This is a genomic window from Halomicronema hongdechloris C2206, assembly GCF_002075285.3.
In the GTDB taxonomy this organism is placed as follows: domain Bacteria; phylum Cyanobacteriota; class Cyanobacteriia; order Phormidesmidales; family Phormidesmidaceae; genus Halomicronema_B; species Halomicronema_B hongdechloris.
In genome coordinates this window covers 1506997-1523907 of record NZ_CP021983.2, presented here as the reverse complement: position 1 = coordinate 1523907, position 16911 = coordinate 1506997, and the positions used below count along the sequence as shown (strand labels likewise).

At 58.8% G+C, this 16911-nt stretch carries 13 protein-coding genes and 2 pseudogenes; 5 read left to right on the top strand and 10 right to left on the bottom strand.

All coding sequences use genetic code 11. The annotated features are described in order from the left end of the window. Nucleotides 1–156: 156 nt before the first annotated feature. Nucleotides 157–366: pseudogene (locus XM38_RS27460) on the top strand (YeeE/YedE family protein); the annotation flags it as partial. Further along, nucleotides 356–886 carry a hypothetical protein gene (locus XM38_RS06860; protein WP_088429387.1) on the top strand — a complete coding sequence of 177 codons (531 nt, stop codon included), beginning with the start codon at nucleotides 356–358 and terminating at the stop codon, nucleotides 884–886. The pseudogene XM38_RS27460 and the gene XM38_RS06860, both read left to right, overlap by 11 nt. On the opposite strand, the gene XM38_RS06855 is transcribed toward XM38_RS06860, so the two are convergent. From XM38_RS06855 to XM38_RS06820, 9 genes and pseudogenes are all read right to left on the bottom strand, one after another. Further along, nucleotides 821–3208: an acyl-CoA dehydrogenase gene (locus XM38_RS06855; protein ID WP_225889201.1), complete on the bottom strand. Its 2388-nt coding sequence runs from the start codon at nucleotides 3206–3208 to the stop codon at nucleotides 821–823. The genes XM38_RS06860 and XM38_RS06855 overlap by 66 nt on opposite strands. Before the next feature lie 2 nt (nucleotides 3209–3210). Continuing rightward, a pseudogene (locus XM38_RS06850) lies at nucleotides 3211–4399 on the bottom strand (thiolase family protein). Between the two features lie 2 nt (nucleotides 4400–4401). Continuing rightward, entirely contained in the window at nucleotides 4402–4533 is a 132-nt protein-coding gene (locus XM38_RS27455) for a hypothetical protein (protein ID WP_256995540.1), read from the bottom strand. A 58-nt stretch (nucleotides 4534–4591) separates the two neighbouring features. Further along, nucleotides 4592–6763, bottom strand: a complete 2172-nt coding sequence (locus XM38_RS06845) for a 3-hydroxyacyl-CoA dehydrogenase/enoyl-CoA hydratase family protein (RefSeq protein ID WP_256995539.1) — start codon at nucleotides 6761–6763, stop codon at nucleotides 4592–4594. Between the two features lie 21 nt (nucleotides 6764–6784). Then, the gene (locus XM38_RS06840) at nucleotides 6785–8851 is read right to left on the bottom strand and encodes an AMP-dependent synthetase/ligase (protein ID WP_225889200.1); all 2067 of its coding nucleotides are present in this window, start codon (nucleotides 8849–8851) and stop codon (nucleotides 6785–6787) included. Nucleotides 8852–9779: 928 nt separating this feature from the next. Continuing rightward, the gene (locus XM38_RS06835; protein WP_080813520.1) at nucleotides 9780–10700 is read right to left on the bottom strand and encodes an alpha/beta hydrolase; all 921 of its coding nucleotides are present in this window, start codon (nucleotides 10698–10700) and stop codon (nucleotides 9780–9782) included. Between the two features lie 41 nt (nucleotides 10701–10741). Beyond that, nucleotides 10742–11158: a hypothetical protein gene (locus XM38_RS06830; protein ID WP_137455035.1), complete on the bottom strand. Its 417-nt coding sequence runs from the start codon at nucleotides 11156–11158 to the stop codon at nucleotides 10742–10744. A 56-nt stretch (nucleotides 11159–11214) separates the two neighbouring features. After that, a complete protein-coding gene (locus tag XM38_RS06825) occupies nucleotides 11215–11967 on the bottom strand; it encodes an alpha/beta hydrolase (protein ID WP_088429383.1) in 753 nt (250 codons plus the stop codon). 322 nt (nucleotides 11968–12289) lie between these two features. After that, nucleotides 12290–13018 (bottom strand): Crp/Fnr family transcriptional regulator, encoded by a 729-nt coding sequence (locus tag XM38_RS06820; protein WP_088429381.1) that lies wholly within the window; start codon nucleotides 13016–13018, stop codon nucleotides 12290–12292. A 130-nt stretch (nucleotides 13019–13148) separates the two neighbouring features. Here XM38_RS06820 and XM38_RS06815 point away from each other — a divergent pair, with 130 nt between their 5' ends. From XM38_RS06815 to XM38_RS06805, 3 genes are all read left to right on the top strand, one after another. Continuing rightward, on the top strand, nucleotides 13149–13940 hold the full coding sequence (locus XM38_RS06815; protein WP_080813559.1) for an SAM-dependent methyltransferase: 792 nt from the start codon (nucleotides 13149–13151) through the stop codon (nucleotides 13938–13940). 83 nt (nucleotides 13941–14023) lie between these two features. Further along, a complete protein-coding gene (locus XM38_RS06810; RefSeq protein WP_080813527.1) occupies nucleotides 14024–14356 on the top strand; it encodes a cupin domain-containing protein in 333 nt (110 codons plus the stop codon). An 81-nt stretch (nucleotides 14357–14437) separates the two neighbouring features. Continuing rightward, nucleotides 14438–14776: a hypothetical protein gene (locus XM38_RS06805; RefSeq protein ID WP_088429379.1), complete on the top strand. Its 339-nt coding sequence runs from the start codon at nucleotides 14438–14440 to the stop codon at nucleotides 14774–14776. A gap of 71 nt (nucleotides 14777–14847) precedes the next feature. Here the strand turns inward: XM38_RS06805 and XM38_RS06800 are convergent, their stop codons facing one another. Then, nucleotides 14848–16659: an alpha-glucosidase gene (locus tag XM38_RS06800; RefSeq protein ID WP_080813532.1), complete on the bottom strand. Its 1812-nt coding sequence runs from the start codon at nucleotides 16657–16659 to the stop codon at nucleotides 14848–14850. Nucleotides 16660–16911 lie beyond the last annotated feature (252 nt).

The following is a 16911-nucleotide window of genomic DNA, read 5'->3' as shown; positions in this document are numbered from 1 at the left end:
ACCTAGTGTTACGTCAAGCTTCAATTTTGGAGTTGCCGTTTTCTGCAAATACTGTCTAGAGGTCGCCTTGAAATTCGTTGCGCCCAAAATTCAGTGCTGACAGACTACTTAGGTTAAGGTTGTCAGTTAACCAGGTCTACACCACAGTCACCGCTGAGTCCAGCAGCTATGATCTGGGGAGGACTCTTGGTGGGGATCGGGACTCGCCTGGGTAACGGCTGCACCAGTGGGTATGGGGTGTGTGGGTTGCTATGGCTACTGCCACAACACTTGGCGGGCAATGGCGATGGCTTTGGGATCTTTCTGCCAGGCGTGGGCATGTTAGAACTAGCAAGCCTGAAGGGAGACGACTGGAATGCAGGATAATCGAGTGAGTGCCGTATTGTCCGATGCCGATCAACAGGATGTAATCCATGCGATCGCAACCATTCGACAGAAGCTGTCATTCCTGATTGGAGTGCAAGGAACAGAACGGCGGTCTCTAGTCAAACTAGGTGATTACCATCGTGCCTTCGTCCGTAAAGCCCTAGACACGGCCCAACAATATCGGGCCATGCTGCCACAGACCTTTGACCTACCAGAAATGCAACGGGATCTGGAACTCTTCGAAACCCTCCAACCCATCCTCTTTGCCATCACCCAGTTGCATGAATTAATCGACAGCACCTCAGCGTTGGCCGGTAGCGAAGCCTATGCTGCTGCCCTAGAAGTCTGTCGCTATACCCAACACTCAGGTCGTAATATCAAGTCCGGTAGCAAAGCCACAATAGAGGCAGAGCTTTTCTCAGCAAGCCATGCCCGACAGGATCCAGATTGCCCCTCATCTGGTCACTGGCGCAAGCTCGTTGCCATTGCAGTTCGAGGTGTTGGCAAAAGTCGTCAATAGCGTTGAATCAGCCTTGCCCTGCTTTGCTGGTATGCCAATGGCTTCGTATTCCTCCAGGGTGAAGGCATCCACTTGAATTGCTGCCAAACGTAGGGCTGCCGCTTCCTTGACTAAGGCATATTCGGCGGTAGTAATTAGATGCTGGGCGTGGGCAGTGTCCAGACGCTGTAGGGGTTTGCCTGCAGGTAATTGACCGACCGCTATTGCCCCTTTGACCTTCCGCAGAATGGCCTCAGCTTGATGTACCTGGGCTAGGGTATGGTCCAAACGGCCCAGGGCCTGCTCTGGGTCTGAGGGGACGTAGATGCCTGCGGTTAGGTGCTGGCGTAGGGTTCCAGGCCGTTGCAAGGCCTGAGCCACGTTACTCCCTAGCTCATCGGCTGGTGGGGTACCGATGGGATTGAGGCGCAACCAGGGCAGTAGCGTCCAGCGCAGTAGGCTACCGACGATGGGTACCTCTAGGTTGCTCAGCACCCCTTGGCAGGCCTGTTGGATCTGAGCCAGGCTATGCTGCAGGGACCACTCCACCAGGGGCAGGGCCTCGGAGCGCTGGCCCTCGGCATGGTAGCGACGTAGGGTGGCGGTGGCCAGGTAGAGCCAGGACAGAACGTCGGCGAAGCGACCGGTGAGATTTTCCTGGCGCTTGAGGCGACCGCCGTAGCCTAGCAGGGCAATATCGGTGAGCCAGGCAAACAGGGCGGCGGCCCAGGTCAGTTTGCGGTAGTAGCGGGCGGTGGGGCCTGGCACTGGCGGGGACACAAGCTGCCCCTGGGTCAGGCTCAGGCCCAGGCTGCGTAGGCCATTCATCAAGAAGGTGCCCAAGTGTCGCCACAACAGTCGATCGAAGTTGACTAGATCGCCAGCCTCCAGGGCCTGGATCTCACCGTAGAGGTAGGGATGGCAGCGGATGGCGCCCTGACCAAAGATCATCAGGGTACGGGTGAGGATGTTGGCTCCTTCCACGGTGATGGAAATGGGGGTAGCGGTGTAGATATGGGCCAGCAGGTTGTGGGGACCACGACAGATGCCAGACCCGCCCATGATATCCATGCCGTCGTTGATGATCTGGCGGGCCAGTTCTGTGGTGGTATATTTTGCGATCGCACTAACCACCGCGGGCTGTTCCCCCTTGTCGACTGCCCCACAGGTGTAATGGCGAGTGGCATCAATGATATAGGTGAGGCCGGCAATCCGGGCCAGGGGGGCCTCAATCCCCTCGAAGCGACCAATGGAGAGGCCAAACTGCTGTCGCACCACGGCGTGGGCACTGGTCACTCGGCTCACCAACTGAGCCACCCCACTGCAGGTAGCCGGGAAGCTGATGCCGCGACCGGCAGCCAAGGTCTGCATTAACATCTTCCAGCCCTGACCGGCCTGCGCCACGCCGCCAATAATCTGATCAACTGGCAGGATGACATCATGGCCCTCGGTGGGGGAGTTGAAGAAGGGCACCCCCATGGGGTCGTGGCGGCGATCCAGATGCACCCCCGGCAGGTGCGTGGGCACCAGGGCACAGGTAATGCCCCACTCGGTGCCTTTGCCCAGTAGATTCTCCGGATCATAGAGACGGAAGGCCAGGCCCAACAGAGTTGCGAACTCGCACCCAGGGTGATATAACGCTTCTGCCAGTTCAGCCGCAGGTAGAGCTGACCGTCTTCTGCTTGGAATACTTCGCCTGCGGGACGATAGATTGGCCGCATCGGAGCCTGCCATGGGTTCGGTCAAGGCAAAGCAGGGGATCTCCTCGCCGATGGCCAACCGGGGCAGGTAGCGGGCCTTTTGCTCCGGGGTGCCGTAGCGCAGCAGCAATTTGGCCGGCCCCAGAGAATTGGCCACCCCCACCGTGGCCACATAGGAAAAGGAGCGGGATGCCAGCTTCACCATGACGGCGCTGTAGGCCAGGTTGGAAAAGCCCAGGCCACCAAACTCCTCTGGAATCATCAACCCGAAGAATTTCTCTTGCTTCAGGTACTGCCAGACCTGAGGTGGCAGGTCCTTACCCTGGTAGATCTGCCAATCGCTAGCCAGCTCACAGACCTGCTCCACCGGCCCCTGCAAAAATGCCTGCACCGCTGGCGGCAACTCTGGATAGGGCTCTTGCAACATGCGCCCGAAATTGGGCTGGCCGGTGAAAAACTCCCCTTCTATCCAGACATTGCCGGCTTCGATGGCGGCTCGCTCGGTGTCGGAAATGCGGGGCAGTAGCTTCATGGCCCGAATTCCCCGCATAATCCAGCGGCTGATCAGGGGCCGCCGTAAGAACGGGACGGTGAACACCAGCACCAACGCCAGCAGTAGACTGAGCCCAATCAACAGCACCATGGTTAACCCTCCAGAGCCAGATTTTCAAAGATGCCTGCCGCCCCCATGCCGCCACCGACACACATGGTGACTAGGCCGTAGCGGACCCGACGGCGGCGCATCTCATGCAGCAAAGTGGCAGTGAGTTTGGCCCCAGTGCAACCGAGGGGATGGCCCAGGGCGATGGCGCCACCGTTGACGTTGACGATCTCCGAGTTCAGGCCTAGCTCTTTGATCACGGCCAGGGCCTGGCTGGCGAAGGCCTCATTCAGTTCGATCAGGTCGATGTCGGCCAGAGTCAAGCCCGCCTGCTCTAGGGCCTGGGGCACCGCCATCACCGGACCAATGCCCATGATCTCAGGGGCAACCCCCACCACGGCAAAGGCCAGCAGTCGGGCCAGGGGCTGAATCCCCAGGGCCTCCATGGCGCTTTCCCCCATGACCAGGGTGGCGGCAGCTCCATCGGACATCTGGGACGAGGTACCCGCAGTCACGGTGCCATTGGCCTTAAACACCGGCTGCAACTGGGCCAGGGCCTCCAGGCTGGTGTCGGTCCGGGGGCCTTCATCGGTGTCGAAGATGATGTCCTGGGTCTGAGGTTGCCCATCGATGTAGTGGGTCTCTCGCACGGTGACGGGGACGATTTCGTCCTTGAATTTACCGGCGGCGATGGCGGCCAGGGCTCGCTGATGCGATCGCAACCCGAAGGCATCCTGGTCCGGGCGGGGAATCTGAAACTGCTCCGCCACCTTCTCTGCCGTCAGGCCCATGGTGATGTAGGCCTGGGGCAGCTTCTCAAACAGCTCGGCATGGGGAGAAAACTGGTGCCCTCCCATGGGAATCAGGCTCATGGACTCGACCCCACCGGCTACGATCACCTGGGCCTGGCCCCAGGCCACCGCCTGGGTGGCCATGGCAATGGTCTGCAACCCGGAGGAACACAGCCGGTTCACCGTGCACCCGGGGACAGACTCCGGCAACCCCGCCCCCAGGGCTACTAACCGGCCCAGGTTGTACCCCTGCTCTGCCTCGGGCATGGCACAGCCCAGGATCACATCCTCGATCTGGTTAGACACCAGCTGCGGCACTCGGGCCAAGGCTCCCCGCACCGCTGCCACGGCCAAATCCTGCGGGCGGGTATGGCGCAGGGTGCCCCGGGGGGCCTTGCCCACCGCCGTGCGGACGGCGCTTGACGATATAGGCGGTTTCCATGGTCAATTCCTCAACGGCTTCTTCGTCTTCAGCAGATGCAGGATCCGCTCCTTGGTCTTGGCCTCGTCGATGAGGGGCAGAAAATTATCCCGCTCCAGGCCCAGCAGATAGTCCTCGTCTACCGATGCCGGCACCGTCAGATCGCCACCGCTGAGGACATAGGCCAGACGATTGGCCAGGGCCCGGTCGTAGTCACTTGATGTAACCGCCCTCGTACATCACATAGGCCATGTGCTCCAGGGTGGTCGGGCCGGTTGCCCAGCACCGGAATCGGCTGCCGCGGCGGTGGGCATAGCCGCGGTGATGCAGGCAAAGCACTGCCTGCTTGGCCACATACAGGCGGCGGTCACTGTTGATCACCACCTGAGCCTGGGGGTTCAGGAATCCCAGCGCCTGGGCTTCGTAGGCGCTAGTGGCCACGGTAGCCATGCCCACGGTCTTAAAGGCCTGCTGCAGCCAGGGCAGAATATCGCTGGCATGCTGCGTGATCGCCCGGTTAGCAGCCCAGCGGGCAGGCCCATTAGGCCGCCCCCGGCCGGGATCAGGCCCACCTAGTTCCACCAGGCCCATATAGGTCTCGGCGGCGGCTACCACCTGGGGACAGGCCATGGCTAGCTCGCACCCCCCTCCTAGGACCCCCCCCTGAATGGCGGCCACGATCGGCTTGGGGAAATAGTGAATCTGCTGCATCAGGGTTTGGAAGCGGCTCAGGAGTTGTGCGATTCGCACCGTGGTGCGACTAAACGGATTCAGATTGTCCCACTGGGCGATCTTGCCCACCTCCGCCAGGTTGATGCCGACGCAGAAGTTCGGCCCCTCATTGCCGATCACCAAACCGTGGTAATCATCGTGGCTGGCCAGCCACGTCAGGGCCATCTCCAGTCCCTCGATCACCTGAGTGCTGAGGGTATTGGCCTTAGAGCGAAACTCCAGCAGCGCCACCCCATCCCCCAGATCCAGCAGGGCGGCCTCACGGTTGTGCCAGAGAGTCGCTTGAGAAGCCGCCGTCATCTCAGCCAAGTGCAGCTCATCGACGGGTTTCTGCCAGGCCACATAGCCCTCTCCTGGCCGGTAGACACTGGGGCCAGGCCCATAGAAGCCCGTCGCCCCCCGGGTCTGCATGGTCTCGATCCAGGCTGGCAAGGACAGCCCGGCCATGCGCATATCCTCAATCACCAGGTCAAATCCCAGGGCATCCCAGATCTGAAAGGGACCCAACTGCCAGCCAAAGCCCCAGCACAGGGCTTGGTCAATGGCCCTAGGGTCATCGGTAATTTCTGGAATCCGGTTGGCGCTGTAGGCCAAGGTTTCCAAGGTCAAGTGGCGGCAGAAGTCACCGGCTCGGCTCCGATGGCGGTAGAGGCTGCGCAGCCGGTCTCCCAGATCCGGCTGCTGCTCGATAGTGTCCAAATTGCCCAGCCGCATTGGTCGGGGTGCCTCATAGCCAAAGGTGTCGGGATTGAGGGAGCGAATTTCCCCAGCCACCTTCTTGTAGAAGCCCTGACCCGACTTGGCCCCGAGGCTACCGGTTTCCACCAGCTGGCGGCATAGCTCTGGCATCTGGAACCACTGCCGGCGCTCATCCTGGGGGATGGCCGCGTAGAGGTTATCAGCCACGTACAGCAAGGTATCCAGCCCCACCAGATCGGCGGTGCGGAAGGTAGCCGACTTGGGCCGCCCCACCAGGGTGCCCGTGAGGGTGTCGATCTCCTCAATGGTGTAGTCGCCCTCGGTAAAGGCCCGAATCCCCAGCATGGAGACAAACACGCCGATGCGGTTGGCGATGAAGTTGGGAGTGTCCTTGGCCACCACGATGCCCTTGCCTAGGCGCAAGCGGCTAAACTTAGCCAGGCGCTCGACCAGCTGCGGCTCGGTGTCAGCGGTGGGAATCAGTTCCAATAACTTCAAATAGCGAGGTGGGTTAAAGAAATGGGTGCCCAAAAACCGCCGGCGGAAGCTCTGGGAGCGGCCCCGGGCGATGGCCCGAATCGACAGGCCACTGGTATTGGTGGAGATCACCGCGTCTGCCGCCACGGTTTTTTCCAGCCGTGCCATCAATTCCTGCTTCACCGTCAGATTTTCCACCACCGCTTCGATCACCCAGTCCACCTGGGCCAGGCGCTGGAAGTGCTGGGCATAGTTGCCCAGGATCACCCGCTGCATCGCCTGCTGGCTGTAGAAAATCGGCGGCGACATGGTTTTAGCCTTCTGGAAGGCCGCTTCCACCAGGTCATTGGGATGTTCTGACTTCCCTGGCAAGTCCAGCAGGTGCACCGTCAGACCGGCATTGGCCAGATGGGCGGCAATCTGCGCCCCCATGACCCCGGCCCCCAGCACGGCGGCAGTACGGAATGGCTTATGCATGGTGATGTCCTCCATGACCCATTAACGATGTTCGCGCATACACCGGACAGGCTCGGCCCCGAGGGTCGATGCATCTGCTGTCGATATCTCATCTCCTGCCTGGTCCTCAGGCATGGGTTGGTCCCCATACAACTCGGCAATCTCGGTGGCAAAGTGTCTCCAGACGGCCTGCCGGTCTACCTGGCCGTCTGGCCGCAGCAGGCCGTTTTCTCGGGTCAACTCGGTCGCTAATAGCCGAAATCTGCGCACTGTAGACCAGTAGGGTAGATGACAGTTAGCGGCATCGATCAGGCGCTGGTAAATCCCGAGCAGGCGAGACTGGCGACAGCGATCGGGCTGGCTTAAATCCAGGTCCCACTCTTGGGCATGGTCTGCGAGAACGGCCCAATTTGGCACAATCAACATGCCGCAAAACTTATGGTTGGCGCCGACGGCAATGGCATGGGCCACCAGCTGCGATCGCATCATCTCGGCCTCCAAGGGCTGGGGCGACACATACTTGCCGGTAGACAGTTTGAAGCGGGCTTTTTTCACCCCGGTAATGGTGAGCAATCCCTCCGGGGAGAGGCTGCCTAAGTCTCCCGTATGCAGCCAGCCGTCGGGCTCCAGGACCTGGCCGGTTGCTTCTGGATCCCGGTAGTAGCCCGGCATGACAAACGGCCCCCGCACCAGGATCTCGCCATCGGCGCCGATGGCCACCTCTGCCCCTGGAATCGGCAGCCCTACGGTACCAGCCTGCTGGTAGGGGCCGCGGTTATAGGCCAGCACCCCACTCGCCTCTGTGAGGCCATAGCCCTGCAGCACTGGCACTCCCGCCGCCGAAAATAGGCGGGTCAGCTCTGGTCGCAGGGCAGCGCCGCCGCAGATGCAGGCCCGCAAGCGGCCGCCAAACAACATCCGCCAGCGATGAAAGACCAACCGCGTGGCTAATTGCAACTGCAGACGATAGAGTCCCTGGGGCGATTGCCCCGGCTGAAACCGTCGCCCCAGGCCCAGGGCCCAGCGCAACACCGCCTGATCGAAACGACCCAAGTGGGTGCCTGCCTCCAGAATGCGCTCGTGCAGTTTCTCCAACAGCCGCGGCACCGTGATCAAAATGGTGGGCTGTACCCGCCGCAGATGTTTCAGCAAATGGTTGGCATCGGACAGATAAATGCTGTGACCATAGGCTAAGTGACCATACAAAAATACCCGGGCAAAAATGTGGGTCAGGGGCAGAAACAGTAGTGCCACCTCGTCTGGACCAGGGCGCAGATCCGGATAGCTGGAGAATGCCGCCAGCACATTGGCAGTGATATTGCCATGGCTGAGCACTACTCCGTGGGGCCGCCAGCCGTCGCTGGCGATGTAGAGAATGGTGGCCACATCCTCAGGATGGATGGCCTGGCGTAGGCTGATCACTGCCTGCTGGGACCAGGTTTGGCGCCCCCACTGCCGCAGCTCTTTCAGGGCATATAGGCTTACGCACTGGGGTAATGGCACCGCCGCACAGGGCTGCCCCCCTTGGCTATCGCAGAGGAAGTGGGGAATCTGCAAGCAGGCTTGTGGCGGCGGCAGCGGCCCAATATCAGCCCCGTCTCCCGCTGCCATTAATCCCCGCCGCACCTCCCCCCATGGTTCCGGCACCTGGGCCACCACCACCGTTTGCAGACTGGGGGCTTCCCAGACGTAGGGCAACAGCTGATATAGCAGGTCCAAGTCCGAGATAATTAGGGCCTTGGCCTCGGTATGTTGCACAATGAACAGGATGTTTTCGATGGTCTGGGTCAAGTCGATGGGCACGTCCACCACCCCGGCCAGCAGACAGCCTAGATCTGCGATCGCAAAGTCGACATGGCTGTGCATGACCAGGGCCACCCGGTCTCCTCGCTGTAGCCCCACCTGGTGCAACCCCAACGCCACCTCTTCGGCAGCGGTACGCAGGGCCTGATTAGACAGGAACCGCCAGGCTCCCTGCTGCCAGTGGCCGATGGCCTGATCATGGGGGGTGCGATCGCAGGCTCGATCTAACAGGTCTAGCAAGGTCATCGCTTTCATTAGATCCCCCGGCGGCAGGGACGCAAAGTAGATGGTTGGGACAGAGACCATGGGGCAATCACCTCAGACTCAATGGGTCGATGCATGTCGCCCCAGACAACGCCGCCTTGTCTGATAACGAACCGGGAGAGGAGCGAACCATACCAAGTCCAGATTTGGACGTAGACAAGGTTAAAGAGTGACGACTGCGACCGACATCAGCCCCGGATGCGATGATGCATCGGGGAAACCACCCATCACAAGCACAGGTCTATGGGATGTCTCAATTTCAAGCAGACTGCAGCGCCAGGTCTATTCAGAATTCCAGCGCTCTTACCTTTTCAGCACGCTCACATCAATTGCTACCGTTGCTGCCGTTCTCCTGAAATCTATCTCCTGAAATCTATGCCCTGAGAAATATCCAGGCAATTCGCAAATCAGCTCTAATCCAGACAATCTAATCCAGACAAGAGTAATGCCAAGTCCGGCTCTAGAATTGGAGCCTTTCCAGGCATTTTGATCGGATTTGTTCAGGTTATAAGTCGAGAGATAAATCCCTCAGTACATCCCTCAATGCATCCGTTAATACGGCAATAAAAGCCCTGGAATAATGTAGATAGATGGCTTTTTCTTCTAAGTTTTAGTATAGCTTTCTCGTCTTGACCTCACCCACAATCGACATGTATCGCAAACAACTTTTGTAACAACTAAAATTAACAACCAACGGTCGGGATCCCTATTTTTATAGGGTTTTGGCTACCCATTACTCCCTGGGGATCGCAGTCAACATTCTTGTCAATACGAAGTTTTCTAACGGTTCTTCAGGTTTCGATGGAGATAGCCAGCCGCGTAAAGGGCTGAAATTATAGTATCGGTCTATTCCCCATCCCAGTACATTTACAGTTATCCCCAGCCAATCAAATTGGATGGCCTCACCAACATTAGTATCTATTAGCTACCGACTAGGTGTCGAAATCCCAGCACTCCTTTGTAGTTATTGCTAACCTATTTCCCGGGACCGGGTTAGGTCGCACAGATTGGGACGATAACACCAGGGTTGCATGCCGCGATGGCGCCCCAGCCACTCCAAAATATCGGCCGTTACCTGAGTTGCCACGACGTCATTATGCAGATCATGGTAGGCGCCAGCATATTCTCGATACTCCACATCACCCCACTGCAGCTGCTGGTAGAACCGCCGACTCCCCTGGGGCAGAGCTACCCGGTCTTGGCTACCCTGCAAAATCAGCAATGGTACCGGAAAACACCTCACATCCGTCCGTAGGCATTGAGTCGTCTGCATAAATTCCGTCACTAGGCGAGCCGTGCCCTTGCGGTGGCGCAGCGGATCCTCGCTGTAGGCAGCCACCACCGCCGCATCCTGGGAGCCAGCCTCTTCCGGAATACCGGTATCCAGGGTGAAGCGGGGCCATAACCAGGACAGGATCTTACCAATAGCTAGTTTCAAGGGCGACACCCCCACCGGGCCGATGGCCGGGGCCAGGACAATCACGCCCCCCAGGCGGCCCAGGCTAGGATCTGCCACCCACAACCGGGGAGAGTGGAGGCCATGATCTAGCAGGATAATCGCCCCCAGGCTATGGCCCAATAGAAAACAGGGAAGCTGAGGATGATAGGCGGCCATCCGCTGCTGGAACGCCTGCACATCCTGGCGGAATTCCCCCCAGCTCTGGATATATCCTCGCTGCCCGGGAGAGCGCCCGTGGCCCCGCAGATCGAGGGCATACACGCCATAGCCAGCGGTCACCAGACCCTCTACCACGGTTGTAAACTGGCCGCCGTGGCTGCCCAGGCCATGTACCACCCCGACAACCGCCTGCATGGGTGGGGCCGGATACCAACTCTGATAGTACAGCTCTAGTCCATCCGCGCCGCTGAATCGCCCTTCACCGTGGCCCATGATCCGGTCCCTCCAATCGTTCACTACGCTGCCGCTATGCCTCAACCACCCGTCTTTTCGATGTCATCGGCGGCGGCTGCCGTGAATTCCATCAACTCCGTCACCAGACTCAAATCCAGAGCCTGCAGCCGTTCCGCCAGGGCCTGGCCGGAGGCGGGGCCAATCAACCAGAGATCGCAGGGTGGTTGACTGAGGTGGGCGGCATAACTGGCCCTGAGGTAGGAAGACGGGGCAGCCATTGGCGTCAAATACTGCTGAAAAAAGGCCAGGATCAGGGCATTGGTATAGCCCTCGAAGGGGGTCTCCGCCTGGCTCGCAGGCAGCTGGGGCAGCCCTTGCAGCTTCAGATTCAGGCCCCGGATCAAGCGCTGCATATCGCGGATGTGGGAGCGACCATGCATCACCGCTAGGTAGCGGTGGGCCGTTCTCAGCCAGCATGGCCCGGACCTGATTGACATCGCTGCCACCATGGCAGGGAACGGCCACGAAGTAGCCGTGGGAAGCCAGATGACGGCTATAGCTCTCCAGGTCTTCTGGGCTGGAGGCGAGGCCATGGGATTGCAGCACCAGGGGTACGGGACTCCCGGGCCAGGGGCTGGGGCCGGTAGCAGACCACCTGCAAGCAGCAGCGGCAGTCTCCATCGCCCTGATCGACCGTCAGGGTAGATTGCTCGATGGCGAAGGGACCAGGTTGCCGTAGATCGGGGACTGAGGCAAAGGTCGCGGGGGGGTCTGCCGCCGCCTCAATGGCTGCTAGCTCGCGAATGGTATCGATGGTGGCTTCGGTTTCCTGCAGCAGCAGCTGTACCCGCTTAGCCGTCAGCAGTAACTGGTCCAGGTTAATCTGCACGGTCTTGGGGAAGCGACGCATCAGGGTGAGCAGGGACACCCCCTCCGGGTCTGCCATCATCTGCACCAGCAGGTTACCCACTGTCGCTTCTTTATCGTGACTAGCCTGGGCTGCCGGCAGATGAAAGAATTCCTCAAACCAGGACAACAGGGTGGTGCCCAGGGAGGTGCTAAAAAATCGACGCAGTTGCAGCGGATCGATCTGGATGTGCGATCGCATCAAACGCCGACACTTATCCTGGGCATCCCCTTGGCAATACAGCCGACAGGCTCGATCTGCCAGGCGGGGTAAGGTATGGGCCGTTAGAAAGCGGCGGGTGCGGCGCCGCAATCGATTGAGTAAGGCCTTGAACCGGTGCAGCCCTGGCTGCCGAAACGAGGCAGGGGACGACGTCGCGGGAGAGTCGGTGGGAACCATACAAAACACATTGAACGGGCAACATGACGTTGTCCGCTCCTCTCCTGTCTCTATGATGGCTCAAAATTTACCAGGTAGGCATGGTCGGGATAGCCAATTTGCAGCCCCTACCGAAGCGACACCAATCCCCTGCCATCAAAAATCCCCCGGCCATGGCCGGGGGCGTAGGGGTAATAGGAGGAATATGCCAATCTCGACGGTCGTCTCAATTCAACTGTCGCCGGGGCATCAGTCAACCATCCACTGACAGGCAAGCTGGCCATCAATCAGGGTCCAATGGGCTCCCAATCGGGCCTTGCCTTGTAGAGGGTGTCGTACCGATTCACAGCGTTCCCTCAGATTGGCGCTGGGCGATGTCGTGCAACTGCTGCCAGTCTAGGATGGTAACGTTGCCACCGCGCCGATACGAGACGGCAGGTTTCAGCTGCTTAAATAGGCGCACGCATTCTTCATAGGTAATGCCGATGCTGCGGGCAATCTGGTAATGGGTGAGGTGCAAGGATTGTGTACCGGCCTGGTTGGGTTCTCCTTCCCGTTCTGGTCCTAAGCCGGCGTTGGCAGCGCAATGTTCCAGGTAGTGAATCAAGCGCACGATGGCTCGCTCTGAGGCCAGCCCATGCACGCGATGATGCAGTTGCTGCAACCGCTGGTTAAACACCACTAACAGATGCAATGCCAACTCAGGGGCCTGACGGAACCCCTCTAGCAGGGCTTGCCGCTGCACGGTCAGCACCTCGACCGGCTCTATGGCCGTCGCCGTGGCTGGGGCTCGCCCATTGCCAAACAGGGCGGGGGCGGCAAACACTTCTCCAGCAGGCAGCAGTCGCAAAATGGTCTCCTTGCCTGAGTCGGCGACCTTGGCAATACGCAAGCTCCCGGTCACCAGCAGATACAGACAGGCTGGTAAGGCATCCCCTTCATAAAACACACTTTCGTTGGGGGCATATGTCAGCAGCTGACTTTGGGCGGCTAAGTAGTCCAGTAGCGACGGCTCCAACTCCGCAAACAACCCAATGCGCTGCAGCCGTTCGGCGTCAATTAGGCGAGACATCGTTAAGCTGAATGGATCGACAGACCTGTTGCATAGCTTCTGGTATTGTCGCTAGCCCCAGTATGAGCTACCTCATAGAGCCTATTGAGAATGTTTGTCAAGCTTAGATCATCGTCTCCTGGTGAAGGCCATGACCGTGACACCCCTCAATCTCAAGACTGCCCCCGGCCATCAGGTATTGGCAGCAGCAGGGAAGCAAACCCTACGCCCTGGTGGTCGAGCAGCCACTGAACAGCTCTTTGCCTGGGCCAACTTTCAACCTGGTGACACCGTCCTGGAACTAGCGGCTAGCTTTGGCTATAGCGCCATTGCTCTGGCCCAGCGCTATGGTGTGACCGTGGTTGGCGTGGAAAAAAATCCCGACAGTGTGGCCCGGGCCCGGGCTAACGTGACCGCCGCTGGCGTGGAGGATGCTGTCCAGATCCTGGAGGGCGACATTTTCCACCTAGAGCAGATTTCTGACTCGTTTGACTATGTGTTAGCCGAGGCGATTTTAACCATGCAGTCGGCCCCAGGCAAGGCCAAGATCTTGCAGGGCATATGCGATCGCATCAAACCGGGTGGACAGTTTCTCAGCCACGAACTGGTGGTCGACGGTCCTGATGCCGTCGCCATCCAGCGCGAACTAGCCGCTACCATCCGCGTTAATGCCCAGCCCCTATGCACCGACGACTGGCTCACCACCTGCCGACAGGCTGGCCTCGCCATTGAGCAATACGACACCGGCCCCATGGCCCTGCTCAATCCCCGCCGCATTGCCCAAGAAGAAGGGCTGGCCACACTCCTGAGGTTAGGCTGGAACCTCCTCACCCGCCCGATCCTACGCCGGCGCATCCTGGAGATGCGCCGTGTCTTCACCCGCCATCGCCAAGAGTTAGGCTACATTGTCCTGGGCGCCAAGAAAGCGCAGGCTGGGGAATAGCGGGATAGTTAAGCAGGGCGAAGCCGCCCCTACCACTCTCCGACTCCCCGACTCATTCCTTGTCCCGTTTCACACGTACTACCATGGCTAATACTCTCCTCTCCCTCACCGCTACCCACACCCACCTACAGGCCCATATCGAATATCCCCAATCGGGTGTGCTCAGCAAGGTACTGCTAAACACTGACAGCTGCCAGTACACGCTGTTTTGTCTGGCGGCAGGCACCGAAATTTCAGAACATACCTCCACCTGTAATGCGGTAGTACAAGGATTAGCCGGCCAAGGCAGCTTAACCTTAGTCGGGGAAGAGATTCCCTTGGAGGCCGGAGTGTTTATTGTGATGCCAGCCCACGCCCCCCATGCCCTGAAAGCGACGGAGAATCTGGCCTTTTTGTTGACGCTGTCACAGCCGTAATCGGGCCTGCACCAATGCGATGGGTCTAGCCCCTATGGGGAGGCTTAGCCAATGACCCTGGCAACGGCCCAACGTTAATGAATGAATCATGGATCTGAGTACTCACCTGCTGATCGAGAACGACGTCTTTATTGGGATCGCCACCAGGTTCTTGGCCATTACTGGCTGGACCTGGCGACTGGGGCCATCCTTCCAGTTGCCGCAGCCCTTGCCGAGATGGTTTACCTATTGGTTTGGGTCAGTACAGATTTTTTGGGGGGGGTGCCGCCGCTGGTGGCGCTGGGTTGGGCCGTGGTCCAGGGCGATGGTGCCATTATTCTGGTGTTCACGGCTTACTTTGTGCTTCTAGCCGTGCAGGTTGCTTCAGAATTTCTTACCCTGCGGCGATTTCAATCGGTGCAGCGAACTCCCAGCCGGTAGGGCACCTAAGCTATACTCCGTCGCCTCCCCACGCAGCTGAATCGTGTCCTGGACCAAGTTGGCGTCCACGATCAGAGTGTAATCGGTGATCCCGGCAAACCATCGTCATTATAAGATGTGTTGTTAGCCAGACGTTTGGACGGTGATGTGAGTTGACCAAAAAAGGCGCTGTAGGGGGACAGCTTGACATAGTTCTCGTCAATCTCAAAGTCAAACTCTAGATGCCGCACCACTTCACAGGTGTCACACAGTTCCAGGACATAAGAGGCAGGGCGATCGCTGATGTTAAATAAGCACAGCAAATTGTGGTCAGCATAGTAACGTCTGAATGCCAGCACCGTGTCATTCGCCTCCAGTAAGGCCAGCTTGCCAGCTTCCAGGGCCGGTTGGTTTTTACGCCAGTGCAGCAATCGCCGCCAGGTATTGAGCAGTGACTTAGTGTTGCGGTGCTGAGAATGCACTGATCGCGTCAGATGACTCGCCGGAATAGGAAGCCAGGGGGTCGCTGCTGTAGTAAACCCGCCACAGGGTGCATCGGCGGTCCAGGGCATCGGCGTTCGCGATCCGTCTCGCCCCACCACGTCCGGGTATAGTGCTTTCCCGAAAGGATCCTTGAGTTCACTGGGGGGAATGTCGCCAGGAATATCTGCGATCGGGAGTCCCAGCTCATCGCCTTGCCAGAGGCAGAAGGCACCCGGCAGTGAAAGCAGCAGAGCCGCCATCATGCGATAAAACTCGTCGGGATAGGGATTCCCGTTGACATCCTTGCCCGTCCAGCGCGATCGCAGACGACCGTAGTCGTGATTGCCCACAATCCAGCAGGTGCCACCATCGGCAAAGTGATTAGCCACCCGCCCCAAAATAGTCCGCATCAGGGACGCCGTCATCGGTTGTTCTACCAGCAACCCGCTGTGATAAGCCAGATGTAGGCGATCGCATCCCCGCGTGTAGCGACTTGCTAGTTTGATGGAATCTTCGCAGAGCGTGACTTCCCCCAGCGTCACCACACCGGGATAGCGATCCACCAGTTCCCGCAGAGGCCGCAGCCGATTAGGCGTCTCTGGTCGATTAAAGTTGTGGGTCAGCATGGATTGACCGATGGGATGATTGGGCGGTACCCCATCGGGCCAGGGAGTTTCATGCGGTCGGGGGGGATTATCACGCAGCCTGCGGTCATGCAAGAAATAGTTAACGGCATCAATCCGCAGGCCGTCAACGCCCAGGTCTAACCAGAATTTAGCTCGTTGCAAAATGGCGGCGACGACATCGTCGTTATACCAGTTCAAATCCGGCTGACTATCGAGAAAATTGAAAAAATAATACTGTTGTCGCTGGGGCTCCCACTTCCAGGCACACTCTCCCGTCAGGGAAGACAGCCAGTTGTTAGGAGGTGACCCGTCCGGCTTCGGCTCGGCCCAGACATACCAATCTGCCTTGGGGTTATCACGGCTAGAGCGGCTTTCCTGGAACCAGGGATGTTCATCCGAGGTATGATTCCAGATCTGATCCACGAGCACCTTTAGCTTCATGGCATGGGCGATGTCCAGCAGGCATTGAAAGTCCTCCATGCGGCCAAACTCGCTCCCGATCGCGCGCATGTCAGCGACATCATACCCAAAATCATCCATAGGTGACGCATAGATTGGGGTTAACCAAATCGCATCTACGCCCAGACTGACGATGTAATCCAGCCGCTCCACAATGCCATTGAGGTCGCCCTTGCTATCACCGTCTGTATCCAGGAAGCTCCAGGGGGCGATCTGATAGATGATGGCATTTTGCCACCATTCACCGTTCTGAGTGGCGGCGTTGGCGTCTTCCCATTGCCAATCCCGACGGTTGATAACAGGAACTCGCCACCATGCCCTCGGTGCACCTTTCATGGGGGGTCAGTCCATGCCCAACGACACTCATTAAGCGCCTTCATATTGTCGTCTAGCGCCTGACCCATTGCAAGGGGAAGGTGGGCGATGCTCCGATTAGTCTATCCAGTGACAGAAACCAACAGCCCCTTCCGACGGAAGTCAATGCCTCCCATCCCTAACTAGCCTAGAGAGTAGAGCAGATAAGCTTAACCAACTGTATGGATTTTTTATCTCAGGCAGACTTTCAAAAGTTGAGTCAGTCAGCGAGTG